Annotated in this window: 23 protein-coding genes; 11 read left to right on the top strand and 12 right to left on the bottom strand. The window is 60.0% G+C overall.

Translation table 11 applies throughout. The features are described from left to right. Positions 1–3 precede the first annotated feature (3 nt). The 5 genes from rsmA (at position 4) to ppk2 (ending at position 6,672) form a co-directional block, all read left to right on the top strand. Positions 4–864 (top strand): 16S rRNA (adenine(1518)-N(6)/adenine(1519)-N(6))-dimethyltransferase RsmA, encoded by an 861-nt coding sequence (rsmA, locus tag L8U60_RS04530; protein ID WP_269965188.1) that lies wholly within the window; start codon positions 4–6, stop codon positions 862–864. Beyond that, on the top strand, positions 861–1,799 hold the full coding sequence (locus L8U60_RS04525; RefSeq protein ID WP_269965187.1) for a 4-(cytidine 5'-diphospho)-2-C-methyl-D-erythritol kinase: 939 nt from the start codon (positions 861–863) through the stop codon (positions 1,797–1,799). The genes rsmA and L8U60_RS04525 overlap by 4 nt, the downstream gene beginning before the upstream one ends. 22 nt (positions 1,800–1,821) lie before the next feature. Further along, complete coding sequence (locus L8U60_RS04520) at positions 1,822–3,660, top strand: ABC-F family ATP-binding cassette domain-containing protein (protein ID WP_269965186.1); 1,839 nt, start codon at positions 1,822–1,824, stop codon at positions 3,658–3,660. Positions 3,661–3,724: 64 nt separating this feature from the next. Next, a complete protein-coding gene (locus tag L8U60_RS04515; protein ID WP_269965185.1) occupies positions 3,725–5,758 on the top strand; it encodes a neutral/alkaline non-lysosomal ceramidase N-terminal domain-containing protein in 2,034 nt (677 codons plus the stop codon). 62 nt (positions 5,759–5,820) lie between these two features. Continuing rightward, positions 5,821–6,672 (top strand): polyphosphate kinase 2, encoded by an 852-nt coding sequence (gene ppk2, locus L8U60_RS04510; protein ID WP_269965184.1) that lies wholly within the window; start codon positions 5,821–5,823, stop codon positions 6,670–6,672. Here ppk2 and L8U60_RS04505 read toward each other — a convergent pair. The 7 genes from L8U60_RS04505 to L8U60_RS04475 form a co-directional block, all read right to left on the bottom strand. Next, positions 6,669–7,235: a DNA-3-methyladenine glycosylase gene (locus tag L8U60_RS04505; protein ID WP_269965183.1), complete on the bottom strand. Its 567-nt coding sequence runs from the start codon at positions 7,233–7,235 to the stop codon at positions 6,669–6,671. The genes ppk2 and L8U60_RS04505 overlap by 4 nt on opposite strands. A 9-nt stretch (positions 7,236–7,244) precedes the next feature. Continuing rightward, positions 7,245–7,577 (bottom strand): hypothetical protein, encoded by a 333-nt coding sequence (locus tag L8U60_RS04500; protein WP_269965182.1) that lies wholly within the window; start codon positions 7,575–7,577, stop codon positions 7,245–7,247. Between the two features lie 39 nt (positions 7,578–7,616). Beyond that, positions 7,617–8,426 carry an HtaA domain-containing protein gene (locus L8U60_RS04495; RefSeq protein WP_269965181.1) on the bottom strand — a complete coding sequence of 270 codons (810 nt, stop codon included), beginning with the start codon at positions 8,424–8,426 and terminating at the stop codon, positions 7,617–7,619. A gap of 84 nt (positions 8,427–8,510) precedes the next feature. Further along, complete coding sequence (locus tag L8U60_RS04490) at positions 8,511–9,311, bottom strand: heme ABC transporter ATP-binding protein (RefSeq protein ID WP_269965180.1); 801 nt, start codon at positions 9,309–9,311, stop codon at positions 8,511–8,513. Beyond that, entirely contained in the window at positions 9,308–10,357 is a 1,050-nt protein-coding gene (locus tag L8U60_RS04485) for a FecCD family ABC transporter permease (protein ID WP_269965179.1), read from the bottom strand. Before L8U60_RS04485 ends, L8U60_RS04490 begins: the two co-directional genes overlap by 4 nt. Next, positions 10,357–11,394 (bottom strand): heme/hemin ABC transporter substrate-binding protein, encoded by a 1,038-nt coding sequence (locus L8U60_RS04480; protein WP_274708475.1) that lies wholly within the window; start codon positions 11,392–11,394, stop codon positions 10,357–10,359. The genes L8U60_RS04485 and L8U60_RS04480 overlap by 1 nt, the downstream gene beginning before the upstream one ends. Before the next feature lie 78 nt (positions 11,395–11,472). Beyond that, positions 11,473–13,485: an HtaA domain-containing protein gene (locus tag L8U60_RS04475; protein ID WP_269965177.1), complete on the bottom strand. Its 2,013-nt coding sequence runs from the start codon at positions 13,483–13,485 to the stop codon at positions 11,473–11,475. A gap of 96 nt (positions 13,486–13,581) precedes the next feature. Between L8U60_RS04475 and L8U60_RS04470 the strand changes: the two genes are divergently transcribed. Continuing rightward, a complete protein-coding gene (locus tag L8U60_RS04470) occupies positions 13,582–14,049 on the top strand; it encodes a hypothetical protein (protein WP_269965176.1) in 468 nt (155 codons plus the stop codon). 3 nt (positions 14,050–14,052) lie between these two features. Here L8U60_RS04470 and L8U60_RS04465 read toward each other — a convergent pair whose 3' ends face one another. Continuing rightward, positions 14,053–14,724, bottom strand: a complete 672-nt coding sequence (locus tag L8U60_RS04465; protein WP_269965175.1) for a biliverdin-producing heme oxygenase — start codon at positions 14,722–14,724, stop codon at positions 14,053–14,055. A gap of 319 nt (positions 14,725–15,043) precedes the next feature. Here L8U60_RS04465 and L8U60_RS04460 point away from each other — a divergent pair, with 319 nt between their 5' ends. From L8U60_RS04460 to manA, 3 genes are all read left to right on the top strand, one after another. Next, a complete protein-coding gene (locus tag L8U60_RS04460; protein WP_269965174.1) occupies positions 15,044–16,045 on the top strand; it encodes a 3-hydroxyisobutyryl-CoA hydrolase in 1,002 nt (333 codons plus the stop codon). 91 nt (positions 16,046–16,136) lie between these two features. Then, positions 16,137–17,576 carry a glyceraldehyde-3-phosphate dehydrogenase gene (locus L8U60_RS04455; RefSeq protein WP_269965256.1) on the top strand — a complete coding sequence of 480 codons (1,440 nt, stop codon included), beginning with the start codon at positions 16,137–16,139 and terminating at the stop codon, positions 17,574–17,576. A 117-nt stretch (positions 17,577–17,693) separates the two neighbouring features. Beyond that, positions 17,694–18,887 (top strand): mannose-6-phosphate isomerase, class I, encoded by a 1,194-nt coding sequence (gene manA, locus L8U60_RS04450; RefSeq protein ID WP_269965173.1) that lies wholly within the window; start codon positions 17,694–17,696, stop codon positions 18,885–18,887. 6 nt (positions 18,888–18,893) lie between these two features. On the opposite strand, the gene L8U60_RS04445 is transcribed toward manA, so the two are convergent. Both L8U60_RS04445 and L8U60_RS04440 read right to left on the bottom strand, forming a co-directional pair. Further along, the gene (locus L8U60_RS04445) at positions 18,894–20,036 is read right to left on the bottom strand and encodes a glycosyltransferase family 4 protein (RefSeq protein ID WP_269965172.1); all 1,143 of its coding nucleotides are present in this window, start codon (positions 20,034–20,036) and stop codon (positions 18,894–18,896) included. 24 nt (positions 20,037–20,060) lie between these two features. Then, positions 20,061–21,254, bottom strand: coding sequence for an NAD-dependent epimerase/dehydratase family protein (locus tag L8U60_RS04440; protein WP_269965171.1), 1,194 nt, complete (start codon positions 21,252–21,254; stop codon positions 20,061–20,063). A gap of 176 nt (positions 21,255–21,430) precedes the next feature. On the opposite strand from L8U60_RS04440, the gene L8U60_RS04435 reads away from it, so the two are divergent. Then, positions 21,431–23,101, top strand: a complete 1,671-nt coding sequence (locus L8U60_RS04435) for an FAD-binding dehydrogenase (protein WP_269965170.1) — start codon at positions 21,431–21,433, stop codon at positions 23,099–23,101. A 20-nt stretch (positions 23,102–23,121) separates the two neighbouring features. On the opposite strand, the gene L8U60_RS04430 is transcribed toward L8U60_RS04435, so the two are convergent. Next, complete coding sequence (locus L8U60_RS04430) at positions 23,122–24,402, bottom strand: D-serine ammonia-lyase (RefSeq protein ID WP_269965169.1); 1,281 nt, start codon at positions 24,400–24,402, stop codon at positions 23,122–23,124. 125 nt (positions 24,403–24,527) lie between these two features. Here L8U60_RS04430 and L8U60_RS04425 point away from each other — a divergent pair, with 125 nt between their 5' ends. Further along, positions 24,528–25,736: an MFS transporter gene (locus tag L8U60_RS04425; RefSeq protein ID WP_269965168.1), complete on the top strand. Its 1,209-nt coding sequence runs from the start codon at positions 24,528–24,530 to the stop codon at positions 25,734–25,736. A gap of 2 nt (positions 25,737–25,738) precedes the next feature. Here L8U60_RS04425 and L8U60_RS04420 read toward each other — a convergent pair whose 3' ends face one another. Then, positions 25,739–26,218, bottom strand: a complete 480-nt coding sequence (locus L8U60_RS04420; RefSeq protein ID WP_269965167.1) for a hypothetical protein — start codon at positions 26,216–26,218, stop codon at positions 25,739–25,741. Positions 26,219–26,229 lie beyond the last annotated feature (11 nt).

Here is a 26,229-nt window from a genome sequence, read left to right as displayed (position 1 = left end):
GGTATGACCGTAGAGGACTCTCACCTGCTGAACCCGCCAGATATTCGCGCGCTGGCGGAGGAACTGGACGTTGCCCCGACCAAGAAATTGGGGCAAAACTTTGTCCATGACCCCAACACTGTGCGTCGCATTGTTGCTGCTGCGGAGTTGGGAGATGCGGAGACGGTCCTTGAAGTGGGCCCCGGACTGGGCTCCTTGACGTTGGGGCTTATTGACGTCGCAGAACACGTCATCGCGGTGGAGATTGATCCCCGTTTGGCTGGTCGCCTCGCGGTAACTGTGGGCGAGCGCGCCCCGTCCCACGCACACAAGCTTGAGGTCGTGGGGGCGGATGCCATGAAGGTGACGGTGGCGGATCTCAGCCGTGAACCGACGGCACTCGTGGCTAATCTGCCGTACAACGTCGCCGTCCCCGTGCTGCTGCATTTGCTGGCGGAATTTCCTTCCATTCGCACCGTCCTGGTGATGGTGCAGCTGGAAGTCGCGCAACGGCTCGCTGCCGATCCAGGCACCAAGATTTATGGCGTGCCCAGCGTGAAGGCATCCTTCTACGGGGATGTGCGGACCGCGGGAACGATCGGCAAAAATGTCTTCTGGCCAGCGCCGAATATCGAATCGGGGCTCGTTCACATCGATGTGAAGGACAAGGGATGGTCGCGCTCAGTGCGTGACAAGGTTTTTCCGCTTATCGACGCAGCCTTTGCCCAACGCCGCAAAACCCTCCGCGCCTGCTTAGCCGGTGTGTACGGTTCGGCTACTGCAGCTGAGGAAGCATTGCGCGCAGCCGGCATTGATCCGCAGCTTCGTGGGGAGAAGTTGGCGGTGGAAGACTTTGTCCGTTTGGCTGAAGTGAGCGCGTTGTGAATGTGACGCTTTCTGCCGCACGGGCGAACGGTAAGGTCAACCTGCACCTGGGGGTAGGGGAGGTACGTGGGGATGGCTACCACGAGCTTTCCACCGTGTTCATGGCAGTTGACCGGACGGAAACGGTCACGCTGATCCCGGAACCAGACGCTCAGGTCACCTCCGGCGTAGTGGCAGGCATGAACACGACCTGCCACGTACGGGTGCCGGATGAGGATTTGGATACGCCAAAGAATCTGGCCTGGCGCGCAGTGAATGCGATTTGCGACGGCGCTCACGTGCCACCAGTCCGGATTGAAGTGGACAAAACCATCCCTGTCGCCGGCGGAATGGCCGGTGGTTCGGCGGATGCTGCGGCAGCGATCAAAGCAGCCGTGGGATACATGTCGCAGCATGGCTTCGAGGTACCGGCAGAGCGGGTGCAAGAGATAGCAGCTGAACTCGGGGCCGATGTGCCGTTTGCCCTCATGGGCGGGATTGCTTTGGGGACGGACCGCGGCGATGCGCTGGTGCCTATGATGGGGCGTGGCCAGTACTGGTTCGCTTTCTTGAACCCCAGGGTGGGGCTGTCCACCGGCGCGGTTTTTGAAAAGCTGGATGAGATGCGCTTTAACGACGTCTCCTTGGTGCCCCACATGGACACCACGCTGTTGTCCCGGGCGCTGCTGTCGGGGGACCCGGTGCAGGTCGGCGCAGTGATGCACAATGACCTGCAAGCAGCGGCGGTGGCGTTGCATCCGCGGTTGAAGGCACTCATTCGGGATGCCGAAATGGCGGGGGCGATTCGCGCGATGGTGTCCGGCTCCGGCCCAACGGTGGCGGCGCTGTGTCCTGACCGAGAGACAGCACAGACGGTCGTGGAAGAAATCACGCGTAGCGGTGCAGTGGAGGGCTTTGTCACGCATGGTCCAGCCGCTGGCGCGATGCTGCTGTAGGCGTGCCTAGACTGGTTGCATCATGGCAAACCTGATCAACCTGGAAAATGTGTCCAAAACCTGGGGGTTGAAGACCCTGTTGGACAAAGTGTCCCTTGGTGTCCAAACCGGCGACCGTATCGGCGTGGTGGGGCTCAACGGCGGTGGCAAAACAACGCTGTTGGAAGTGCTCACTGGTATTGAGTCCCCGGATGAGGGGCGTGTCTCGCACGCTAATGACTTGCGCATGGCGGTGGTCACGCAGCGTTTTGATCTGCCGGAGGACATGACGGTGGGGCAAGCCGTGGTGGAGCCTCTCGGCTTGGAGGTCTATGAGTGGGCTTCCAATGCGAAGGTCCGTGAGGTGCTGGCTGGTACCGGAGTGGCTGACCTGGGTTTGGATACACCGGTGGGGCAGCTCTCTGGTGGTGAGCGCCGCCGAGTGAACCTCGCTGCCGCACTCGTGCGGGATCTGGATTTGATCGTTCTGGACGAGCCGACGAACCACCTGGACGTTGAAGGCGTGCAGTGGTTGGCGGACCATTTGATGAAGCGGAAGCTCGCTCTCGTCGTGGTCACGCACGACCGTTGGTTCCTGGACACAGTGGCCACGCTGACGTGGGAAGTCCACGACGGCAAGGTGGATGTCTACGAGGGCGGCTACAACGACTGGACGTTTGCGCGTGCGGAGCGTGCGCGCCAGGCGGATGCGATCGAGCAGCGCCGCCAGAATTTGGCGCGCAAGGAGTTGGCATGGCTGCGTCGCGGTGCGCCAGCACGCACGTCGAAGCCGCGCTACCGCATTGAGGCGGCAGAAGCCTTGATCGCGGATGTTCCGGCACCGCGCGACACGGTGGAGCTCATGGCGTTTTCTAAGCAGCGCCAGGGCCGCGTGGTTATTGAGCTGGAGGACGCGCGTATCGACGCGCCGGATGGGCGCACGCTCGTGGATCACCTGACATGGCGTTTGGCGCCGGGGGAGCGCATTGGCCTCGTCGGCGTGAATGGTTCCGGCAAGACCACGTTGCTGCGCACCCTGGCGGGGGACTACCCGCTGGCAGCCGGCAAGCGGATTCAAGGCCTGACCACCAAGATTGGGTGGCTGCGCCAGGAGCTGGATGATCTGGACCCCTCGCGCCGGGTCATTGATGCGGTGGAAGATGTGGCCACCTACATCACGATGGGGAAGAAGGAGATGTCCGCTTCTCAGCTGGCAGAACGTCTCGGGTTCAGCCCGAAGCGTCAGCGCACGCCAGTCGGGGATCTGTCGGGCGGTGAGCGTCGTCGCCTTCAACTCACACGCGTGCTCATGAGTGAGCCGAATGTGTTGCTTCTCGACGAGCCGACGAACGACCTCGACATCGACACCCTCCAGGAACTCGAAGACCTCCTGGATAGTTGGCCGGGAACGCTCGTGGTCATCTCCCACGACCGGTACTTGATCGAGCGTATTGCTGACGTCACTTATGCGCTGTTCGGAGACGGAAAACTGACCAACCTGCCCGGCGGCATCGAGCAGTATCTGCAGCGCCGTGAGGGGATGGGTGCGCAGTCCGGTGTGCTGGATCTGGGGGCGGCAGATGGGAAGAAGGATGGGAAGAAGGATGGGAAGAAGGCGCAAGAGACGTCGACAAGCGAAAAAGCTCTGAGCCCGCAGCAATGGCGCGAGGTGTCGAAGAAGATGAGTGCGCTGGAGCGCAAGATTGAGAAGCTGGACGCGCAGGCGGAGGCTCTCGAGGCGGAGATTACGGCGATGTCGGGGGAGGCTGACCCTGATTTTGAGGCCATTGGGGTGAAGTCGGGTGAGCTGTCGCAGCTGCGTGACCAGCGTGAAGAGCTGGAAATGGAGTGGCTCGAACTGGGAGAACAGCTTGAAGCGTAGAGTAAAATGAAATTTTTGTTTCATTTCGCGTACAAAATGACGCAAACTTTGTACGCTGCCCTTTATGACTCAGATCACATTCGGGAGGCGTACGTTTTTGGCTGGCGCGGGAATCGCAGCGGCAGGTGTTGCTGCTTCCCGTTTTCCCAGCGCATACGCGCAGGAGGCCGCGGGGCCGGAACTCATCGTCGGGCGCGGCATGGCGGATATGACGGGGGAGCCGCTTGGCGCTGGCATGAACGGCTACGCGGTGATGGAACAGTCCACCACGGGTATTCGTCTGCGTCAGTTCGCACGCGCGTTCATCTTTGAGGACGCGGAGGGGGTCAGCAGCGTCTTCGTCATCGCGGAGATGGGCCTGATGTTCCAGTCCATCCAGCTGGAGGTGCTGCGTAGGCTCAAGGAGCAGTTTGGTGCGCAGTACAACGAGTCCAACGTGTTCATCTCTGCGTCCCACACGCACGTGGGGCCGGGTGGCACTTCCGGGCACCTCATGGTGGATCTGACCACGATGGGTTTCCGTCCCGTCACGTTTGAGGCAACCGTCGCCGGCATCGTGGAAGCGATCAAGAGGGCGCACGTAGACAAGCAGCTGTCCACACTGCGACTTGTTCGCGGTGAGGCGAAGGAAGCGGGTGTGAACCGCTCCTTCCAGGCGTTTTCCCGCAATCCGGATGAGGAGAAGAATGCGTTCCCGAATGGCGTGAACCCGGAGAGCATCACGCTGTACATCTCCCGCGGCGGCAAAGACGTGGGCCTGATCAACTGGTACGGGCTCCACGCCACGAGTTTCGGGCACAAGCACACGCTTATCGACGGCGACCACAAGGGCTGGTCTTCCTGGCGCATGGAGCGTGAGAACGGCACCATCCACCGTGAGGCGGAAAACGCACCGTTCGTTGCGGCATTCGCCACGGCACCGCAGGGTGACATCACTCCTAACATGGGTCTGAAGCCGAAGACCGGACCAGGCTTTGAGGATGAGGCCCTGTCCGCTCAGATCTTGGGTGACCGGCAGATCGATGCCACGAGTGGACCGGACACTCGAGTCATTGACATCACGGGCAAGAACGGCGCGACGATTCGTAACCGCTACAAGTGGGTGGACATGCGCAATATCACTATCGATGGGCGTTTCACTCCGGATGGCACTGAGCAGAGGACCGGTCCGGCGATTTTGGGTGCTGCCTTCGCCGCGTCCAGCCAGGAAGATGGTGGCGGACTGGAGGTGCCCATCTTCAACGAGGGTGAGCGCGGTGGCACGCCATGGGTGAAAGCGCTCGGTGATGTGGTGCTGCCAGCAGACTGGAAGGAGATCCACGGCAACAAGGAAATGCTGCTCCCGCTTGGCTTTATCGACGGCATGATCCAACAGGTGCTGTTGTTCTCCGTGACGCAGATTGCGGGCCTGACCATCATTACCAACTCGATGGAGCCGACGTCCATGGCGGGCTACCGTATGCGCCAGCACGTGGCGGAGGTTCTCGATGTTCCGCTGGAGACCGTCATCTGCATGGGTTACACCAGCGGTTACGCCCACTACGTGACCACACCGGAAGAGTATGACAACCAGGACTACGAGGGTGGTGCCACCATCTTCGGCCGCCATGAGTTGTGCGCGATGGTTCAGGTCTACGACGAGCTGGCTGAGTCTCTGCGCGACGGCACGCGGATTGATTCCGGCGCGCCGGCGGGTGACCTCACTGGTTGGATTCCTACCTCTTTGTCCGGCAAGCCCGGTATAGACCAGCCGGCTTGGGGCACGAGCTTCGGTGATGTCATCACTGCTAGTGGTACGGTCGCGGCTGGCAAGCGGGCAACGGCAACCTTCTGCTTTGCTAACCCGAACTCGGACCTGCGCCATGGTGAAGGCTACGTGACCATCACGAATGCGGCGGGGGAGATTGTGGCCGATGACTTCCACGCGGATACCATCATTGAGTTTGTGAAGAATGCGGAGACCACGAACGCCCGCGTTTCGTGGGATACGAAGAATGCGGAGCCGGGGATGTACACCATTCGTGTCGATGGTTCTTCCCGGGATATCTCGGGTTCGCTTACACCGTTCACGGGTTCTACAACGGTGACCGTCGCCTAGCGATCGGCGCTAAGAGTGACCACTTCGCGGGGTTGCTTGAGGGTGCGACTACCGTTAGAGGTATGAGTGCCAACAAGCCTGAGACCGCAAGCAAACCCCCGAAGCTATCTAAGAAGGCCTACGAGAAGGAGCTGCTCCGCCTCCAGGCTGAGCTGGTGAAGATGCAGCAGTGGGTTGTGGCCACTGGTGCACGCATCGTCGTTGTCATGGAGGGGCGTGACGCTGCGGGCAAGGGTTCCGCCATCAAGCGCATCACTCAGTACCTCAACCCGCGCGTGTGCCGCATTGAGGCTCTGCCGAAGCCAACTGAGCGTGAGCAGACCCAGTGGTACTTCCAGCGCTACATTGAGAAGCTGCCGGCTGCCGGTGAGATCGTCATCTTTGACCGCTCTTGGTACAACCGCGCTGGTGTTGAGCGCGTGATGGGATTCTGCACCTCGCAGGAATACCGTCGCTTCCTGCACCAGGCGCCGATCTTTGAGCGCCTCCTGGTGGAAGATGGCATCTTCCTGCGCAAATACTGGTTCTCCGTTTCTGATGAGGAGCAGTACGCACGCTTCAAGTCCCGCCACAATGATCCGCTGCGTCAGTGGAAGCTCTCGCCGATGGATCTGGAGTCCATCACCAAGTGGGAGGACTACTCCCGTGCGAAGGATGAGATGTTCATCCACACCGATATCCCGGCCGCGCCGTGGTACACGGTTGAGTCGGAGGACAAGAAGCGTTCACGCATCAACGTGATCTCGCACCTGCTGTCCACCATCCCGTATGAGCACATTGAGCCGGATCTTCCGGAGATTCCGGAGCGCCCGACCTCGGTGGATTATGAGCGCCCGCCGCGCGATGAGTTCCGCTACGTGCCGGATGTTGCGGCCAAGCTGGAGCGCGGGAAGAAAAAGAAGAAAGACTCCTAGAGTTTTTTCGGGTAGCCGCGCGGCGTGCTGACTGTCTTGTTGCTTGGGATCCAGAAACGGTAAGGCGCGTCCACGTTTTTACTGATCCCGATGCGCGGCCCCGCCACCCATTCGGGCTCTTCTTCGCGCATGGTCAGCTGCACTTCCGTGCCGTTGTCCGTAAGGTCGAGCCCCAGCGCACGCCCTAAGTTGCCGGGGCCGCGCGCCAAGTTTTCGTCGATAATTGGCTTGCGGTTTTTCGCTTGTCGACGTTCCCTGGCAAGCTCCACTCCCTCCACCACCTCGCCGCCCCGCATGAGGCAGCCCTGACCAGTTCCTTCGGGTGCGCACACGATGTTGCCGTTGAGGTGGATGCCGTAGGAGAGGTAAACGTAAAACCGCCCGGGCTGACCAAACATGGCCGCGTTACGGGCGGTTTTACCGTTATATGTGTGTGCTGCCGGGTCCTCCGCACCCAGGTACGCTTCCACTTCTGTCAGCCGAATAGTCACGCCACGGTGGGTGACGTAGCAGCCAAGCAGCTGTGGGGCGACGATGTTTGCGGGTGCGGAGAAGTCCACCATCAGGTTTGCTTAACGCGCCGGCAGCTGAACCTTGGGCATGTGTGGCGCCAAGATGTCCCCGAGACCCTTGAACAGTGCGACGAGCACCAGGCCCACACCACCAATGGCGAGGATGAGCGTGAGGCCGTGCGTTGCCTTCTGCATCGGGGACCCATCACCAGTCGAGGAAAGATCGATCGACTTCAGGTCCTCGCTGCTGCTCTTTTCCGTGCCACCAGCGTTGTCAGTCGACGACTGTGTCTCTGCAGTGGCTACTGGGGCCGAAACGGCTCCTGTTGCCAGGGCCACAGCGGTGGCTGCTGCGACAGCAGTGGTGGAAAACAGGTGACGACTCTTCTTCATAGCGCTCTATCCTATTGAACGTTGGGGCGAGGTGGTGAATTACTTCAGGAAACCGAGCTGGTTAGCGAAGAACGCGCCACCGCCGATCAGTGCCAGCAGAGCAACGATGATGCCGATGATGCCACCGGTGCTCAGGCTGCTGCCGGCAGGGTCCTTCGGCTTAACTGGCTCACCAAACTTGACATTGAACGATGCTGGAGCCATTTCGATACCCTCTTCGTAGAATCCCATCATGGCTTCGACTCCGCCTTTTGCGAGGCTGCCGTTTCCTGACTCTGAGGTGACGGTCTGGTTTACAGCAGGTTTAATCGGTGCAGTGAGTGGCAACTTAGCAAACTCAACATCGTCGCCCTTCTGGTCCTCAAAAGGCTTGTTTTCACCGGGATTCCAGCCCTTGCTCAGGTAGTCGACGGTGATGACCGCCTCCTTCTCCGTCAGCTTGACCTTGAAGTCCCACAGCTTCACATCGAGGCCATAGCCGTTTTTGTTGGCTTCGCCGCCGTGGCCCTTGTGGCCAAGGAAGTGAATAGCGCCGTTGAGGTCGATGGTGCCCACACCATCAGCGTTGATGGAAGTCTTCTCGGCGTCAACCGGGAACTTGAAGTCAGTGATCTTGCCGCTATTGTTTTTGATCGTTTCCAAGCCCTCAGAGGCGGTAACGCTGCCCTTGGCGATGGGGCCCTGAAGATACCTCAGGAATGAATCCTTGATCGACCAAGAGACGTATCCGGATTCAACCACCGGGACTGGTGCAGTCTCCTCGGCCGTTGCGACCGGGGAGAGCGTGGAAGTAGCTGCGAGCGCGGTGGCAGTTGCCACCGCGGTGAGGGTTGTAGTTGCGAGACGCATAAGCATCCTTTCGGGAAGTGCCAATAATGACGCCCCAAAGTTTAGGGTAAGCTAACCCTAAATGCAACCTCCGGATGACAAACTTTAGGTTGAGGGGGTGAAAAGGAGTGACCCCCCGTCCCATTCTTCGGGTTCAGGATGGACGAAAAGCCCGGTGGGGGTCTTTTCAACGTGGATGGGCCACTCGTAAACGCGGGAGAGGATCTCGTCGGTGTACACCTCGTCGACGGTGCCTGCAGCCTCGACTTTGCCGCGGCTTAAGCACACGACGTTGTCGCAGTAGGTCGCTGCGGCCTGAAGGTTGTGAAGGACCACGATGACGGTGCGGCCAGCTTCCGCGAGGCGGCGCACCGTGCCCATGGTGCGCTCCTGGAAACGGATATCCATGGCGGCGGTGGGCTCATCGAGGAAGACGATAGGGGTCTGCTGGGCGAGGATGCGGGCGAGTGCGACGCGGGCACGCTCGCCACCGGAGAGGGTGGTGATGTCGCGGTCCTGCAAGTGGGTGACGCCGGCGGCTTCAAGGGCGGCGTCGATAATCGCATCATCGTGCTCCGGCTTACTGACCTTGCTCCAGGGGGTGCGTCCCATTTCCACAACATCGCGGACGAGGAAGGAAAAGGCGATTGAGATGTCTTGCAGCATGACAGAGCGCGTCTGTGCCAGCTCAAGGGAGGAGGCATCGAATGCGTTGACTCCACTCAGGCTGACAGTTCCACTGTGAGGCTTGTCATCGCCGGAGACAGCGGCGAGCAACGTGGATTTACCAGAACCGTTTGGTCCGATGAGTGCTGTCACTTTCCCGGCTGGGGCAGTGAACGACACATCTTCGAGGATGCGGTTGCCATTCTTGATAACCGTGATGCCGTGAGCTTCAACCGTCATAGTGTCCTACGCTTCCGAATCATCTGCCGCAGCAAGAAGAAGAACGTTGGCCCGCCAATGAGGGCGGTGAAAATGCCGATGGGCAGATCCGCGAACGGAATGAGTGTGCGCGCAAGAATATCCGATGAGCCGATCAGCAGTGCGCCACCGATGGCCGAGGCGGGGAGGAGGATGCGGTTCGAAGGCCCTACCACCGTGCGCACGATGTGAGGAATCACCAAACCGACGAAGGTAATGATGCCGGCGAAGGAGACGGCGGCGGCTGTAAGCAACGTCGATAAGGCAATCGCGACGATGCGCACGCGCTGGACGTTCAAGCCGACGTGCGAGGCGGCTGTATCGCCCAGTGCGAGAAGATCGAGCTTCTTGCCCAAGAACATGGCGAATGCGGTGGTGGCTGTCACGATGATTGCCACGATGCCGGTGTGTTCCCAGTTCGCACCGGCGAGGGTGCCCATCTGCCAGAAGATGATCTGTTCACGCGCCGTGGTAGGCGCGAGGAAAACAAGCATAGAGATGGCGGCGCCGGCGATGGCATTCGCGGCGATACCCACCAAAACAAGGTTTAGCACCTGAACTCTCCCAGATGTACGGGAAAGCTGGTACACGAGCAGCGTGGTGAGAACGCCGGCGATGAATGCGCTTGCGGGCACAGACCAGGAGCCGAGAATCCCTGCGCCAAAGACGATGGCAAAGGCCGCACCGACGCCAGCACCACTGGTGACACCGATGATGGACGGCTCCGCAAGAGGGTTAGAAAACACCGCTTGCATCAGCGCGCCACCCAATCCGAGCGCAGCGCCGACGAAGAGGCCGAGCACAAGGCGGGGCAGGCGAATCTGCCAGATGACTGATGAATCAAGATCCGTCGCGGCCATGGGGCCGGCTGTGAGAATGGGCCATAGCTCGCGCAGGTCAAGCTCGTATTGGCCAACCGTGATGGAGTAAATACAGGTGGCCGTGAGAAGTACGGCCATGACGCAGAACAGAACAATGCGTCGTGTACGCCGCTTTTGGAAAGCGGCTAGTTGAGTCGGCTTTGTCATTAGTTCTCGTCGGACCCACCGTAGAGTGCGTGCGCGGCGCGCAGCAGCATCTCAGGAGTCTGCGGACCGTAGGCGAGCGAATCACCATCAGGCAGAGCAAGGACGCGACGGTTCTGGCCAGCATCAGTCTGAGCCACACCAGGGCGCTGAAGCAGGCCTTCGATGTTGCCTGTGGACTCAAGCCCGCCTGTCATCATGATGAACAGCTCAGGGTTCACCTCAGCCAATGCTTCAGGACTGGCTGGGACAGGGCTGCCGATGCCGTTTTCAGAGTTCACATCCACGCCACCCAGAGCTTCGATGAGATCCTGGGTGTGGTCGCCGTTACCGATCAGGTAGAAAATGCCACCGGTACCTCGTGCGTACAGGAAGGACATGCGCAGCGGAGTATCCGGAATAACGTTCTTGATGGCGGCGAGTGCTTCCTCGAGCTCCTTCTCGGTGCGCTCAGCCAGTTCTTCACCGGCATTCGGAAGGCCAACCACGGAGGAAAGGTGGCGAATATCGTCGCCGATCGAATCCAGCTTGCGGTCTGGCTTCATCACAACAACGGTGACGCCCGCATTGCGAATCTGATCAATGGCCTCTTCAGGTCCCACGGAGTGGTCCACGATCACCAGGGAGGGCTTGAGATTCAGGATTGCCTCAGCGTTGAGCGTGTGGCCACCCTCAGTCACCGTGGGGAGGTGCTCGAGCGATTTCTCGGTCGAGGAGACCGTTCGCCCAACGATATTCTCGGTCATGCCCAAACCACGAAGGATCTTCGTGTACGTGCCGTATAGGTCGAGCGCCAGGATGCGGGAAGTATCTTCCACCGACACTTCGTAACCATCAGCATCCGTCAGCTCCACCGGCAGCGCTGGCTTCGGGTTGGAGATGACGGGCTCGACCTCGCTCAGGGTGTCAACGCGAGAGACCCCTTGCACCTGGTGTGGATCTTGTGTGGCATTGAGAGAATCCGCCAGCTTCTGCGTCTGGGACGAAGTTGGGTTATCCCAAGACGAGCATCCGGACACGAAAGCTAGGGACGCAGCCATAACGAGGCCGATGAGTGTTTTCTTCACTGTCGATCTTTCCAACGAGGTTTTGTGGGTCAACTTCCGGGAACGAAGCTGCTAGTTCTTCAGAACAAAGCGGGTGAGCACGCCGCCAGACGTAACAAAGGAAGCAAGGATAACAAGGATCTGTGCAACCGAACTGTCGTCCCAAGTCACTCCGTCTTCACCAGCAGACTTGATCTGGAACTGGTTTTCCCCGAGGCTCTTAGACTTCGATTCACTGTCCACGCCATCCTTTTCGTCAAAAACAGAGACGCCGCTAGCCGATGCTCCTGAGCCGGAAGTGCTGGTGCCGCCGGACTTAGCACTGCCGGAGGCTGTGCTGGTTGAACCACTGCCCGAGGAACGCAGTGCAGCCGCCTGGCTTGCACTACCACCCTGACCGGTACTTGCACCGGAGTTGGCTGCACCCTGGCCGTCGACACAGTTCGGTGCACCGCCGAGCTGGGCAGTAAAGGAGATGGGGTCCAGTGCGGTTCCAGCCTCGTAGAACTGGGCAAATGCTTCAGCGCCGGCTCCAGTCAGGGAGGTGGTGGCCTGGCCCTGGATAGCGCCCTCGCTGATATCGAGCTGAGTGAAGTTCAAGTCCGCAAGGGTCACACGGCCGAAATCATGGGGATTACCGTCGACGTCATTGGACTTGGAGTTGAGAATCAGCTGGCCAGAATTGCCAGAGAACTGGATCTCCATGTTGGAGAAGCGGGTGTCCAGAATCCCATTGTGGCCTGTGAAACGAATCGCGCCTGGGAACAGAATGGAACCGGACTTATTGTTCACGTTGACGGCACCAGAGGTACCGGTCCACTGGAACGCGTTGTTGGCATCGGTGACGCCGCTCAACTCCCAGCCGCCCTTAGCGATGGAACCCTTGATGTAGTTACGGAAGGACTGACGGACACCCCATGCAGCACTTGCTTGCTGCACACCGCGTGCGCCATCATCCGCACACACTGCACCAGAACCGGATCCGCCAGATGCCTGGGCATTCGCGGCACCCTCGTTGGATCGAGCGGCGGGGGAGACAGCAGTACCGCCAACTGGGCCGGAGTTATTGCTCCGTGGCAGCCCGCCCGTGCCTGCCCCCGCACCACCGTCGGCATTGTTGTTGCCAGTGTTGGCGCCAGCTTTATTACCAGCATTGTTGTTCGATGGTGCCGGCGTTCCGGGAGCACCAGTGCTGACAGCTACGGAGGGCTTGCGGTTGAACAGCTTGTCCGCGTTATTCAACAAAGAATCGGTGGTGGTCATCAGTTTGTTGAGCTCGGAGAGCGTTGAGTTGATGTCGCCGATCAGTGCAGCGGGCGTCCCCTTCTTGGGTGCGTTTCCGGTAGAGCCCGATCCGCCACCGGAGGAATTGCCGTCCCAGCCTTCAATGTCCAGGCCAAGTTCGGGTGCTTCACCGCTCTCGTCGTCAAGCTTCAGCTCGATGTCGACGGGCGCCATCTCCTCATTTGCCTCATAGAAGCCGCCGAACATTTCGAGGGTCTTCGCGTCGTAGCCCAAGGAGGTCGGGCCAGAGATGCGAACCGTGCTCGCCGTGAAGTCGAGCGGGTTGCTCAGCTCAATGTTGGCGACGGGCGTGTCCTTCCAAACGGTGTGCGGGCCCTTGGTGGTGGTGTCTACGAATTTGGGGCCTTCACCATCAACGATGATTTGGGCCTGGGTGCCCTTGATCAACAGGCGGAAGTTGGTGAGCTTAAGGTCCAAGATGCCCTTGTGTCCCCAGAAATGAACTTCACCGTCGAAGGAAACCAGACCTTCGTTGGCAGAGCTCATGCTCGACTTCTTGGCGTTGAATTTGAACGGCTCGGAACTGGTGAATGGCTGGCCGTTGAACTGGATGTTGCCCTTTGCGATCTTGCCTTGGATGTAATCGCGGAAGGATTCCCTAATGGCCCAGTTCATTTCGCCATCGACCACAGCGCGGTGGGAAGCGGAGTTGGCAAAAGGCTGCATGACATCTGGAGTCTGAGCGAAAGCCAATGGCGACATCGCGATCATGGGGGCGCCAGCACCGAGTGTGGCGATGGAAGCCGCTGCGGTGACTGCGGCCAGCTTATTCCTGAACATGAGTGTCCTTAGGGTGTGGATAATGCCTGGATAGTTGCCTGGGTTTAGAGGATAGGCTAACTTAAACTTTTAAAAAGATCAAACGAAAGGTTGATTGTGAACTCCCTACACAATGACGACACCCAAACCATGCGCCGCATTCCTTCTCCTCAGGTTGTTGATCCGGTGAAAGATCCGAATCGGCGCCTGAAGTTCGAGGCCTGGGAACGGGGCGCCATTGTGCTGGCGACCGCTGTTCTTGCTTTCGGTGGTGCCGCAGGCAATATGGTGGTCGCAATTGTGGGGGCGCTTGGCTTGTTGCTCACTATTGTGGCGATGTCCTACATGCCTGATCGCCGCGCACGCCAGGCGGAGCGGAATAAGCATCCAGAATATGAATGGGCGGAAGATTTCGGCCGTGGTTCAGCTGGCATCGCCCTTGGTGTGGCATGGGCGTTGGTTCTGGCTATCGCCGGCGCGGTTCTCTTCCTGTTCCCTGGTGATTACGCCATGACTGGCGGCGTGATTGCGGCGGTTCTGAGCGCGGTGATTATGTTTGTCGCGCTCCTCATCGTGGACAGGTAGAACTTAACGTCCCTGCAGAACGGGGCTGATTCTTGCCAGGTCGGCAAACACGGCGCTGTTCAGGCAGAAGGCGTTTTGTGCGTGGGCGAGCAAGGAGGCGCGCTCGGTGTCGCTGAAAGGCAGCGCATCGAGTGCGTCTTTGTAGTTCTTGCGGAACGGGGGGATTTTGCCGATCGCGGAGAAGTCATAGAACGTGAGCTCCTCAGCGGCGAGGCCGTAGTGGCCTTCAAGCATGCGGGCGATCACCTGGCCGCCAGCAATATCGCCCAGGTAGCGGACGTAGTGGTGGGCGATGATGGCGGGGGCGTCGTCGGGGGAGATGGTTTCCAGTTCGGCGACGTAGCGGGTGGTTGACGGCAGGGCAGTGATCTCTTCGCGCCAGTTCGGGCCGATCATGGCGGCGAGGTCAGCTTCAAGGGAGGGGAGGCGATCCAGGCGGGCATCAGCGATGGAAGCAACAGCGTCATTGGTGGCGCGGCCACGGCGGGCGATGTTCTCGAGTGCGGTGTAGATGAAGTAGTACTGCGCGGTGAGGTTCACTGCGTCTTCGCGGGCGAGTTCGCCGCGGATGAGGTTAGCCATGAACGAGGCGTTCTCAGCCTCCGTGTGGGCGACAGCGGTGCCTTCGCGTAGGAGGGTGGAGATCGAGGTTGCCTCGGTAGTAGCGGTGGTCATGGTGGGGGTTATCCTCCCGTTTCGTGGACTAAGGTTTCCCTAACTTTGCTACAGTAAGGCTTGCCTAAGTGGCAAGGATGGCGACCTTTTCCGAGGAGCCCGGGGGGAATTAGCAAACGTTAGTATGACCTAATTGGGGAAGGATTGCGGCAAGAAATGATCCCGCCGGCCAGCAGCTCGACGGGATCTAGGCAACCGTTGTCCCCAGAAAGATCTGGCGAGGACGGAGCCACTGGCTTCAACGCTATCGTGGTGGCCCGTCGATAAGCAATGTGCGAATTTTGCGCGGGCTTCCCGTGAACTGTGGAACACTGTTTTCATGGCAGAAACAATGAATCCACCGGTGAAGATTGAGGTTGTGCGGTCTACTGGCGTGATTACGCTGGATCGGCCGAAGGCGTTGAATTCGCTCAATCCGGAGATGCTGTATCCGATCATTGATGCGCTCAAAGCGTGGCGTGAGGATGATGCGGTTGAGCAGGTGCTCGTCGTCTCCTCGGGCAAGCATTTCTGCGCGGGCGGGGATGTGCGATACGCGCGTGAGGCGATCATCGCTGGACAGCACGAGGAAATCGATGAGTTCTTCCGCCGCGAGTATGAGATGAATCTGATGATCGCGGAGTACCCCAAGCCGTTTGTCTCGCTCATCTCAGGTGTAGTGATGGGCGGTGGCCTGGGCTTGTCCGCGCACGGTAGCCACTTGGTGGTTACGCCGGATGCGTTTGCGTCGATGCCGGAGATGAATATCGGTTACTTCACGGATGTGGGCATGAGCTGGAGGTTGCAGAACCTTCCTGGCCACCCAACGCTGGGGCTGGGCATGTTCCTCGCGTTGACGGGGTACCGGCTCAACGCACATGAAATGGTGGCCACGGGGCTGGCTACTCATTTGGTGGAATCGCTCGACGGTCTTGCCGAGCGGGTTATTAATGAGGGGGTGGGGGTGCTCGACGAGGTTGCGGTGAAGCCGGACTTGAAGGAGTACGAGGAGCTCGAAGAGCTGTACGTGCTTATCGACGATGTGTTTACCCACCCATGGCCCGAGATCAAGGAACGCCTTGATGGGCGACTGGCTGAGGTTGTCGAACCGTTGATCGCGCAAGCCTCGCCGTCTGCCCTCGTCGCCACAGCGGAATTGATGCTGGCTAACTCCCACTGTGACCTAGCTACTGCGCTAGAGAATGAGGACAAGCTGGGGCTGCTGCTGCGCCGGGAGAACGATTTCCTCGAGGGTGTTCGCGCAGTTTTGGTGGATAAAACCAATGATGCCGCGTTTGCCCCCGAGCCTGAGTCCGAAAAATATCGCGACGCGATAGAGTAGAGCTACTGGTTATTAGACCCTTCGAGTAGTGCACAAGGACTGAATTGTGAACGCTGAAAACCCGATCAATCCGAACTCCCCGTCCAACGCGATGGATGACTGGAACCACAAACTCACCCTCGCTCAGGAGATGCTGCCGCTGATCAGCCAGCTCCACCGCGAGAACAATGCGGTGACCTCCATCTACGGTCGCCTGCTGGTGGGCATGACTGACATTGAGATCATCAAGGCCCACCGGTACGCACGCCGCGTGGTGGAGCGTGAGCTGCCGTTGGATGCAACGCTTCCGATCCTGCGCGAGCTGACCACCATGAACCTGGGCACCTCTTCCATTGACCTGGGTCGTCTGGCTAAGAACTACAGCCGTACCGAGGGTGTGGAGCTGCGCACCTTCCTGGAGGAGGAGCTCGCTGAGGTCATTGGTGGTGACAGCCACCGTGTGCCGCGCGATGTCGTCCTATACGGCTTCGGACGCATCGGTCGCCTGCTCGCACGCATCCTCATTGCCCGCGAGGCCCAGTACGGTGGCGTGCGTCTGCGTGCTGTCGTGGTGCGTAAGAAGGGTGATGACGATGTGGTGAAGCGTGCGTCGCTGCTGCGCCGTGACTCCGTGCACGGCCCGTTCAACGGCACCATCACCGTGGACAAGGAGAAGGAGGTCATCTGGGCTAACGGCACTCCGATCCAGATGATCTACTCCGACGACCCGGCAACGATTGACTACACCGCGTACGGCATCAACGACGCGATCGTGGTGGACAACACCGGCCGCTGGCGCGACCGTGAGGGCCTGTCCCAGCACCTCAAGTCCAAGGGTGTCTCCCGCGCACTGCTCACCGCGCCGGGCAAGGGCGATGTGAAGAACATCGTCTACGGCGTGAACCACAGCATGATCGACGATTCTGATCAGGATCGCGTGCTGTCCGCCGCATCCTGCACCACCAACGCGATTACGCCGGTGCTGAAGGTCGTTGGTGACCGTTGGGGTGTGAAGCACGGTCACGTGGAAACGGTTCACTCCTACACGAATGACCAGAACCTGGCCGACAACTTCCACAAGGGTGCCCGCCGTGGCCGCGCTGCTGCGCTGAACATGGTTCTCACCGAGACTGGTGCGGCGAGCGCAGTGTCCAAGGCTCTGCCGGAGTTTGAGGGCAAGCTGACCGGTAACGCCATCCGCGTTCCTACCCCGGACGTGTCCATGGCTGTGCTGAACCTGGATCTGGAGACGGAGGTCACCCGCGATGAGGTGAACAACTACCTGCGTCGCGTGTCCACGGACTCCAACCTGCGCCAGCAGATTGATTACATCAACTCCCCGGACATTGTCTCCACCGACTTCGTGGGCACCACCCACGCCGGCATCGTTGATGGCCTGGCCACCATCGCTACCGGCAACCACCTCGTGCTGTACGTCTGGTACGACAACGAGTTCGGTTACTCCAACCAGGTGATCCGCATCGTCGAGGAAATCGCTGGCGTTCGCCCGCGCATTCTGCCGACGCGTAAGGAGCCGGGTGACATCCGCTAGTTTTTAGCGCGATTTTCACTGTTAAGCGGCGCGGCCTCAAGCGAGGTTCGCGTCGCTTCCTTATGTGCTCGCTATGATTGCGGGAGACTAACAAACCACACAGAAAGCTTTATTGGCATGTTCAAGCTCACGGGAACCCTGCAGCATTACGCGTGGGGTGACACGAGCAGCATTGCCATGCTTCAGGGCCGAAAGCCGGATGGCCAGCCGGAGGCGGAGATGTGGTTCGGTGCCCACCCGAGCGCGCCCTCCGATACAGCGGAAGGCCCGCTTGATGCTGTGATCGCGGCGAATCCCGTGAAGGTTTTGGGGGAGCAGACGGCTACGCAGTGGGATAATCGCCTGCCGTTTCTGGTGAAGCTGCTCGCTGCGAAGCAGCCACTGTCCATTCAGGCGCACCCCTCCATCGCGCAGGCCAAGGAAGGTTTTGCGCGCGAGGATGCAGCGAGTATTCCCCGTGATGCCGCGCACCGTAATTACAAGGACGAGAACCACAAGCCGGAGATCCTCGTTGCCCTCACACCGTTCCGCGCGATGGCGGGTTTCCGCCCCATCGAGGACACCGTGCGAATGCTCGCCGCGTTTGAGTTGCCGGAGCTTGATGAAGCAAGGGGCATGCTTGTTGACGAATCCTTGGAAGCACTGCTTCGTCACTGGCTGAGCCTGGATACCCCAACGCCGTTGGTAGATGCGGTTGTGGCACGTGCGGGGGAGTTGGCTGCGGCAGGACATGCCGATCCGGACGTGGCGCGTTTGGCAGACAACATCGTGTTCATTGGGCAGGAATTCCCCGGCGATGTAGGTGTCCTGGCAGCGCTGTTGCTCAACCACATCGTCCTGGAACCTGGTGAGGCTGTGTTCCTGCCGGCCGGGAACTTGCACGCCTACCTTGAAGGCTTTGGCGTGGAGGTCATGGCGAACTCAGACAATGTGCTGCGCGGGGGACTCACCAGCAAACACATTGACGTGGATGAGCTCATGGATATTCTCATCTTCACGCCTATCGCGGACCCGACCCTGGATGTTGTCGCGCACATGGGGGAGACAGTGCGTGGTGAAGTGAGCTGCACGGAGTATCCGGTGCCGGTGAAGGACTTCGCGGTGAGCCGTTATTCCAGCCAGTCCGCCGGGGAAAAGCTCCTGGATATGGATCATGGTCCGGCGATTGTGCTGGTCGTGGCAGGGCAGATTGAGGTGGATAGCTCTGTGAACCTTGGCCCGGGTGAAGCCGCGTTTGTTGCTGCCGATGATGGAGTAGTGGCTGCCACGTGGGATGGGGCAGCGGACTTCTTTGTTATTCACCCCGGTTAATCCGGTTTAATCCGGTTTAATCCGGTTAATACATTCCTCGTAGTACTCAACAAGGGCGTCCGTGGCCGCGCGCCAGGACCAACGCTGGGCCTCCGCACGGGCGGCGGTGCTCATGGAGTGGCGGCGGGAATCGTCGATAAGCAATCCTGCGAAAGCCTCTGCCCACTGGGCTGGTGTGGCGTCCTTGTCCACGAGCAGGCCTGTGTCCCCGTCCTCGATGACAAAAGGGATGCCGCCGGCACGCGCACCCACGACGGGAACGCCGGAGGCGAAGGACTCGAGTGCGACAAGCCCGAGAGTTTCGGTGAGTGAGGGGAACGCGAACACATCCGCTGAGGCAAAAGCTTGCGCGAGTGGCTCGCCCGACATGTAGCCCGTGAACACGGTGTATGCAGGGTCGAAGCACTTCTTCAGCTGCTCAAACTGCGGGCCCGCACCCACCATGGCCAAGCGCGCACCGGGGGCTTTCTGGCGCAGGAGCGGCATGACATCGGCGAGAATGGCCAAGTTCTTCTCCGCGCTCATGCGGCCGACGTAGATGAGTAGCGGTGCCTCAGGGTTCCCATCGGTGAGCTGATTACGCATCGCGGGAGAGAACTTGTCCGGGTGATAGCCCACGGTGTCCACGGCCTTGGGCCACAACGCGAGGTTGCGGAAGCCATAACCGGCGGCGGTATCCATCATCGGCCCTGATGTGACCAGGTTGAGCTGCGCGCGATTGTGCAGGGCGCGGATGAGGGCAGTGGAGGGCTTTTGCACGAACCCGATGCCCAATTCCTTCGTGTACGCGGGCACGTCGGTGTGAAAGGACGCGAGCAGTGGAAGCTTGTGGCGACGTGCCAGGAGCGCGCCGTAGCCAGCAAAGAAAACCGGGTTGACCGTATGCACAATGTCCGGCTGAAAATTCGCGAGTTCTCGCGCCACAGATGGGGCAGGAAGACCAACCTGAATCTCAGGATAGATCTTGTGCAAAGAAAAGCTCGGTGCCCGCACGACGCGGAAACCGGCATAGGTATCCGGCGCATCACCGGTGGCAAAGATGACAACCTCGTGGCCAAGTTCGGCCAACTGATCCACGGTGCGGATGATGCGGGTGACCACACCGTCGATCTTGGGCAGGAATACCTCGGTGAAGATGGCAATGCGCATGGTTTTAGTGGCTGTGGCGTCTGTTTAACGCTCAGACTCAGGAACACCCTCGGACTGGTTGTGTGTCCACAGGGAGCGGGCCGGGATCTTGGAACGGTCAACGCGGTCGGCGTACTTCTTGGCCACGTCCTCAACCTCCTGGAGGAGACCTTCGGCGAGCTTGGTGGGCTGCAAACCGAGGCTGAGGAAGGTGTCGTTGGTGACGTGAAGCTCGTTCTCATCCGCTTCCTTGCGCGGGTTGGGAACGAGGGCGAAGTCGGTGCCGGAAATCTTGGCCACCAGCTGGGCAAGATCGCGCACGCGGTGGGTTTCCGTCATCTGGTTGAAGATCTTCACGCGGTCACCATTGGCCGGCGGGTTCTCCAGTGCCAGCTGGATGCACTTGACCATGTCACGGATGTGAATGAACGCGCGGGTCTGACCACCGGTGCCGTGCACGGTAAGCGGGTAGCCGATGGCGGCCTGCATGAGGAAGCGGTTGAGCACGGTGCCATAATCGCCGTCGTAGTCGAAGCGGTTGATCAGGCGCTTATCGCGTTCCGTCTGCGGGGTGTGGGTACCCCAGATGATGCCCTGGTGCAGGTCCGTAATACGCAGCTCGTCGTTCTTGGCGTAGTAGGCAAACAGGTTCTGGTCCAGCACCTTCGTCATGTGGTACACCGACCCTGGGTTGGTGGGGTAGAGGATCTCCTGGTCAATGAGCTCCTCGCCTGTATCCACCTTGATGTCCAGGTAGCCTTCCGGAATCTTCATGCCGGCGGTGCCGTAGCCGTACACACCCATGGTGCCCAGGTGGACGATGTGGATGTTCAGGCCGGATTCCACCACGGCAACCAGCAGGTTGTGGGTGGCGTTGACATTGTTGTCCACGGTGTAGCGCTTGGTCACCGGGTTCTTCATGGAATACGGTGCGGCGCGCTGCTCAGCGAAGTGAATGATGGCGTCAGGCTGGAATTCATTGATGAAGGCGAGCAGGCCTTCATAATCCTGCGCGACATCGATATTGCGGAAGTTGATCGTCTTGCCGGAGACTTCCTCCCATGCGGCGAGACGCTCCTCAATAGTGGCGATGGGGGTGAGGGATTCTGCGCCCAGTTCCTCATCGATCCGGCGCCGGGAAAGGTTGTCCACGATGGTGACATCGTGTCCAATGTCCGAAAGGTGCAAGGATGCTGGCCATCCGCAAAAACCATCGCCGCCGAGGACCGCAATTTTCATCGTAGAATTCAACCTTTCTTATTCTCTTTCCCAAAACTTCTGGGAAGTCTTTCGCTCACGTTACCGTGACTTCTCGGTGTTTGCTGGGTCTGTCCTGTGAGCAGTTGTGGGGCAGGGAGGAATATTTTTCACTCAAACCGCCTCAATGTGGTTTTGCTCACGTTACTATTTGGCCTATGAAATCAACTGAACCGATCATCATTGTTGGCTCAGGCCTGGCAGGCCTGGTGGCAGGGCACGAAGCAGTGAAGGCGGGCCGCAAGGTTGTCTTCATTGAGCAGGAAAGTCGAGCAAACTTGGGTGGCCAGGCATTCTGGTCCCTGGGCGGATTGTTCATGGTGGGCACACCGGAGCAGAAGCTCATGGGGGCGAAAGATTTTGAGGATCTGGCCTGGACGGACTGGCAGAACTCTGCGGACTATGACGATGCGGATCATGATTACTGGCCGCGGAAGTGGGGCCGGGAGTACGTCCGCTTCGCATCGAATGAGATGCACGGTTACCTGAAGGAACTGGGACTGCGCGTGCTGCCAACAGTTGGTTGGGCTGAGCGCGGTTCGGGCGATGCGTCCGGTCACGGCAACACAGTGCCGCGTTTCCACCTCACGTGGGGTACCGGTCCGGAGGTCGTGCGCGTGTTCCGTGAGCCAGTGGAGCGTGCTGAAAAGGCCGGCAAGGTGGAGTTCAAGTTCCGTCACCGCATGGATGAGATCATCGTGGAGAATGGTCGCGCGGTGGGCGTGCGCGGAATGGTGCTGGCAGATGATCCGCGACCACGCGGTGAGGCCTCGAATAATGATGAGGTGGAGCCGTTTGAGATCCGTGGTGACGCGGTGGTGATTTCCACCGGTGGCATCGGCGGCAACGTGGACAAGGTCCGCGAAATGTGGCCGGAGGATCGTTGGGGGCCGTGCCCGAAGAACATGGTGACGGGTGTGCCAGAGCATGTCGATGGCCGCGGAATCACGATCGCGGAGAAGGCCGGCGCGAACCTGGTGAACACGGACCGCATGTGGCACTACCCGGAGGGCATGATCAACTGGGATCCGATCTGGCCAGGCCACGGCATCCGTATCATTCCGGGGCCGTCGTCAATGTGGCTCGATGCAACCGGCAAGCGCCTGCCCACGAACCTGTTCCCGGGCTCGGATAACCTCGCAGCACTCGCCCACATCGGGCGGACGGGCCACGGCTACTCCTGGTTCGTGCTGAACAAGCATATTGCGGACAAGGAGTTCATCTTCTCCGGCTCGGAGCAGAATCCGGATCTGACTGATAAGTCGATCAAGAAGCTCGCTGGCAAGCTTGGCCCCGGCACGCACCCGGCGGTGAAGGCCTTCATGGACAACGGTGCTGACTGGGTTATCGCCGACACTTTGGAGGAGCTGGTGGCCAAGATGAATGAGCTCGGCGATGACGAGGTTGAGGTGGATCTGGATCTCGTGCGCAAGCAGATCGTTGACCGTGATGCGCAGCTGACCAACTCCTTCTCCAAGGACGCGCAGATCAACTACATCCGTACTGCACGGAACTTCCTTGGCGACAAGATTGTGCGTTGCGCGGAGCCGCACAGGCTTCTCGACGAAAAGAAGGGCCCCCTCATCGCCGTCAAACTGCACGTGCTCACCCGTAAGACCCTCGGCGGCGTGGAAACCGACTTGGACGGGCGCGCACTGCACAGTGATGGTTCCGTATTCCCGGGCCTGTACGCCTGCGGTGAGGTTTCCGGCTTCGGTGGCGGCGGCTACCACGGCAAGAACGCGCTGGAAGGAACCTTCCTTGGTGGTTGCATCCACTCCGGTAAGCGCGTGGGTGAGGCAGTGGCGAAGGAATCTGCAGCACAATAGTGCTTTAGTGGAATGGTTCTCTAGCGCGCGCTCCACTGCAGGGCGGCTGTGGCGGCTTGGCCGCGCAGCCGTTCCCGGTCCCGGTCGGGGATGAGTGCCCCACCGGTGAGCCACACCAAGTGTGTGGTGTTTTCGGGGACGTCCGCAGCCGGTAGGCGCCACGGGATAGTCAGCCCGGAGGCCGCCGACGGTTCCACCGACATGCCGGCGGTGCGCTCCAGCCAATTGACGCTGGCAAGAATGGTCACGTCATCGACGGTGTGGAATCCACTGATCAGGTGAGCGGCGTGTTCGAAAGCAAAAGGTGACGGGCTTTGTACGGCCAGGCCGTCGGCGACGGTGCGTCCGCTGGGCCCATAGTCGGCGCAGTTCACCGCTGCGCCTTTTCCTGTTGCCGCGCCCAGCATGAAACACGGGCTGGCCACGGGTTCAACGAAGTGGCAATGGACGTTATCCCCGAAAGCCAGCTTCAAACCAAAAGCCACGCCGCCGGGACCGCCGCCAACACCGCAGGGGAGGTAAACGTGGAGTGGCGCCTCCGGGGTGAAGGTGCGACCCAAGGCATCGAATTGTGCTTTCAGGCGCTGACCGGCCACGGCATAGCCAGCGAAAAGTCCGGGGGAGTTTTCATCATCGATGAAGAAGGTGGCCGGATCATCCGCGGCAACATCACGTGCGGCAGCGACGGTTTCTGTGAACAGCCCGGGGTGCTCAATGACAGTGGCGCCGCCGGCACGCAGTGAATCCTTCTTCCACTGCTTCGCCTCCGTGGACATGTGCACCACGGTGGGGAAGCCCAGCCGGGGGCCGATGGTGCCCACGGACAGGCCGAGGTTCCCAGTGGAGGCAACGGATAACGTGAGCTCAGCCCGTGCGGTGGGGTCGGGGTATTCCTCCGCCAGGCGAAGCACCTCATGGATTCCGCCGCGGGCCTTGATGGAACCGCTGATGGGTAGGGAGTCATCGCGCTTGACCCACAATTCACCGGGCAAGGTGAGGTCCATGAGTGAGGAGAGGTAGGCCTGCGTATCCGGAATAGGCTCGAGCGCTGACTCGATTCGGCCCGGATGCGGTGGCTGCGCCGTGTCGGGGAAGGTTTCAGCGATCCATGGCGCAAAGCGGTCAAGGCGTGCCGCTGCCTCTTCCACCGATGCGATGACGGTGGCATCAAGTGCGTCCGGTACATGGTCGGGATTACATGCCCAACTCACTTCCTGTTGGGCTTCCACAGCGCCAAGCAGCGAGAGCGGCTGTTTCGGGGGAGTGGCGGGACGGTCCCACGGCATCATCGGGGAATTCATAAAGGACAATTCTAGGAGTTCGAACACGTAAAGCATGTATAGTAACGCGGGTCACAATTTCAGCTGACGACCGCAGCTATCGATTTCAACATCGATTTCAGCCGTGAGTGAGGAGGAGCTGCCGAATGGCTACCAGCATGGGTAAGAAGACGTCTTCGCCGAACATTGTGTTCGCAAGCGCTGTTGCCTTTTTGATTAGCGCGGGATGGGCCGCGAACCACTTTGCTTCCGTGCTAGTAGTGCTGCGCGAGGACTGGGAGATGTCCACGCTACTGGTCAACAGTGCTTACGGCATTTACGCACTTGGGTTGTTCCCGTGCCTCATTGCCGGCGGTTTGGTGGCGGACCGATTTGGTTCCCGGCCGGCAGTGTTGCTTGGGTCCACGGTGGCCATGCTGGGCAACGTGGCGCTGATGTTCTGGCAGCAGAACACGGTGGTGCTGTTGACGGCCCGCTTTGTTATCGGTCTTGGCGTGGGCCTGGTGGTCAGCGCCGGTACTGCGTGGGCGGGGCGTCTGCGAGGGGCCTCCGGTACAACGCTGGCCGGCATCTTCCTCACATCCGGGTTCATGCTTGGCCCGATTGCCTCGGGCATTATCGCGCACCTGGTTAGCGCGCATAATGCGATTTACATCCCGTACATTGCTTCGATCATTCTCTCCATCGCTGCGATTGCTTATTCTTTCCGCGCCGGGGATGTGCCCAGCTTCCATGAGGTGCAGGTGGCGCCAGAGCATGAAGCACTCGCATCTGCACCGGTGGTTGAGAAGTCTGCTGCGAAGGCCTTGCTCACGGCGTTCCCCATGGGCCTGTGGGTTTTTGCCTCGATGACCAGTGCTGTCATTGTCCTGGCTGGACGCGTTGGTGCGCACTTTGAGTCCAGCGCGTTTATGCCGGGCGTGGCCGCGGTGGTGGCTTTTGGTTCGGGCCTGATCATTCAGGCATTGGGCCGCCACTTCCACTTCGGACCTGTCTCCGGTGTGATTGGCGCGGTGTGCTCTGCCACGGGCTTTGTGCTGACAGCACTGGGTGGGGCAAAGCCGTCACTCATCCTGTTCGTGGTGGCCGCGGTCTTCCTCGGCTTGGCCTACGGCCTGTGTCTGCGCGAAGGGCTGCTGGACGTGGACACGTTCTCCCCACCGGAGAAGCGCGGTTCCGTCATCGGTGTCTATTACGTAGCCACCTACATCGGCTTCGGTTTCCCGCCGCTCATTGAATGGCTGAATGGGTACGTTGGCCCGTCGCTGCCGTACTGGGTGCTGGCAACCGGTGCGCTTGTCTCAGCAGTGATCCGTACGGTGCAGATCCGATCGGGTTATTTGGTGCGCACGTAGCGCTATTCCACCACGATGGCTACGGGCATCGTGGTCAGCTCGTATTCGCCGGGCTGTGCGGGAAGAGCGCGGAGCTCGGCCTTCGTCTCGTTTGTGACCGGAATGGTCCAACCGGTATTCGGGTCAAGTGTTGGCACGCCACTGCGCACTCCCGTCTGGAAGGTCACGGGACGGGAGGTGGGGGAGGTGAGGCGCCGGGGGCCGTCGATAAGCACAAGTTCCTTGAACGCGTCTTGATCGAGCGTGATGATCACGATGAGTTCATCGGTGTCGGGAGAAAGATTCGCCGTGTGAACCTTGAGGGTGCGCGCGGCGATGACCTGCGGGGAACGGCGGCGGCGCAGTATGACGAGGACGATGGCCAGAATGAGAAGCGCTGGCACGAAAAGCAACGCCAGAATGAAGAGGGACTCAGCAGGGGTCGCGTTGAAGCCGAGCTCGCCGTTGGGTGTGAACAGGCCCGCCATGGTCACAGAAGTCATGGTCACACCAT

Source organism: Corynebacterium meitnerae (assembly GCF_027570075.1).
Taxonomy (GTDB): Bacteria; Actinomycetota; Actinomycetes; order Mycobacteriales; family Mycobacteriaceae; genus Corynebacterium; species Corynebacterium meitnerae.
Note: the sequence above shows the minus strand (reverse complement) of the source record. Positions and strands in the feature narration are given on the sequence as shown.

What these genes read in the sequence shown, in the direction of transcription:
- rsmA (WP_269965188.1), top strand. Translation starts at nt 4, where the DNA reads ATGACCGTAGAGGACTCTCACCTGCTGAACCCGCCAGATATTCGCGCG.
- L8U60_RS04520 (WP_269965186.1), top strand. Translation starts at nt 1,822, where the DNA reads ATGGCAAACCTGATCAACCTGGAAAATGTGTCCAAAACCTGGGGGTTG.
- L8U60_RS04515 (WP_269965185.1), top strand. Translation starts at nt 3,725, where the DNA reads ATGACTCAGATCACATTCGGGAGGCGTACGTTTTTGGCTGGCGCGGGA.
- ppk2 (WP_269965184.1), top strand. Translation starts at nt 5,821, where the DNA reads ATGAGTGCCAACAAGCCTGAGACCGCAAGCAAACCCCCGAAGCTATCT.
- L8U60_RS04505 (WP_269965183.1), bottom strand. Translation starts at nt 7,235, where the DNA reads ATGGTGGACTTCTCCGCACCCGCAAACATCGTCGCCCCACAGCTGCTT.
- L8U60_RS04500 (WP_269965182.1), bottom strand. Translation starts at nt 7,577, where the DNA reads ATGAAGAAGAGTCGTCACCTGTTTTCCACCACTGCTGTCGCAGCAGCC.
- L8U60_RS04495 (WP_269965181.1), bottom strand. Translation starts at nt 8,426, where the DNA reads ATGCGTCTCGCAACTACAACCCTCACCGCGGTGGCAACTGCCACCGCG.
- L8U60_RS04490 (WP_269965180.1), bottom strand. Translation starts at nt 9,311, where the DNA reads ATGACGGTTGAAGCTCACGGCATCACGGTTATCAAGAATGGCAACCGC.
- L8U60_RS04485 (WP_269965179.1), bottom strand. Translation starts at nt 10,357, where the DNA reads ATGACAAAGCCGACTCAACTAGCCGCTTTCCAAAAGCGGCGTACACGA.
- L8U60_RS04480 (WP_274708475.1), bottom strand. Translation starts at nt 11,394, where the DNA reads ATGGCTGCGTCCCTAGCTTTCGTGTCCGGATGCTCGTCTTGGGATAAC.
- L8U60_RS04475 (WP_269965177.1), bottom strand. Translation starts at nt 13,485, where the DNA reads ATGTTCAGGAATAAGCTGGCCGCAGTCACCGCAGCGGCTTCCATCGCC.
- L8U60_RS04465 (WP_269965175.1), bottom strand. Translation starts at nt 14,724, where the DNA reads ATGACCACCGCTACTACCGAGGCAACCTCGATCTCCACCCTCCTACGC.
- L8U60_RS04460 (WP_269965174.1), top strand. Translation starts at nt 15,044, where the DNA reads ATGGCAGAAACAATGAATCCACCGGTGAAGATTGAGGTTGTGCGGTCT.
- L8U60_RS04455 (WP_269965256.1), top strand. Translation starts at nt 16,137, where the DNA reads ATGGATGACTGGAACCACAAACTCACCCTCGCTCAGGAGATGCTGCCG.
- manA (WP_269965173.1), top strand. Translation starts at nt 17,694, where the DNA reads ATGTTCAAGCTCACGGGAACCCTGCAGCATTACGCGTGGGGTGACACG.
- L8U60_RS04445 (WP_269965172.1), bottom strand. Translation starts at nt 20,036, where the DNA reads ATGCGCATTGCCATCTTCACCGAGGTATTCCTGCCCAAGATCGACGGT.
- L8U60_RS04440 (WP_269965171.1), bottom strand. Translation starts at nt 21,254, where the DNA reads ATGAAAATTGCGGTCCTCGGCGGCGATGGTTTTTGCGGATGGCCAGCA.
- L8U60_RS04435 (WP_269965170.1), top strand. Translation starts at nt 21,431, where the DNA reads ATGAAATCAACTGAACCGATCATCATTGTTGGCTCAGGCCTGGCAGGC.
- L8U60_RS04430 (WP_269965169.1), bottom strand. Translation starts at nt 24,402, where the DNA reads ATGAATTCCCCGATGATGCCGTGGGACCGTCCCGCCACTCCCCCGAAA.
- L8U60_RS04425 (WP_269965168.1), top strand. Translation starts at nt 24,528, where the DNA reads ATGGCTACCAGCATGGGTAAGAAGACGTCTTCGCCGAACATTGTGTTC.
- L8U60_RS04420 (WP_269965167.1), bottom strand. Translation starts at nt 26,218, where the DNA reads ATGACTTCTGTGACCATGGCGGGCCTGTTCACACCCAACGGCGAGCTC.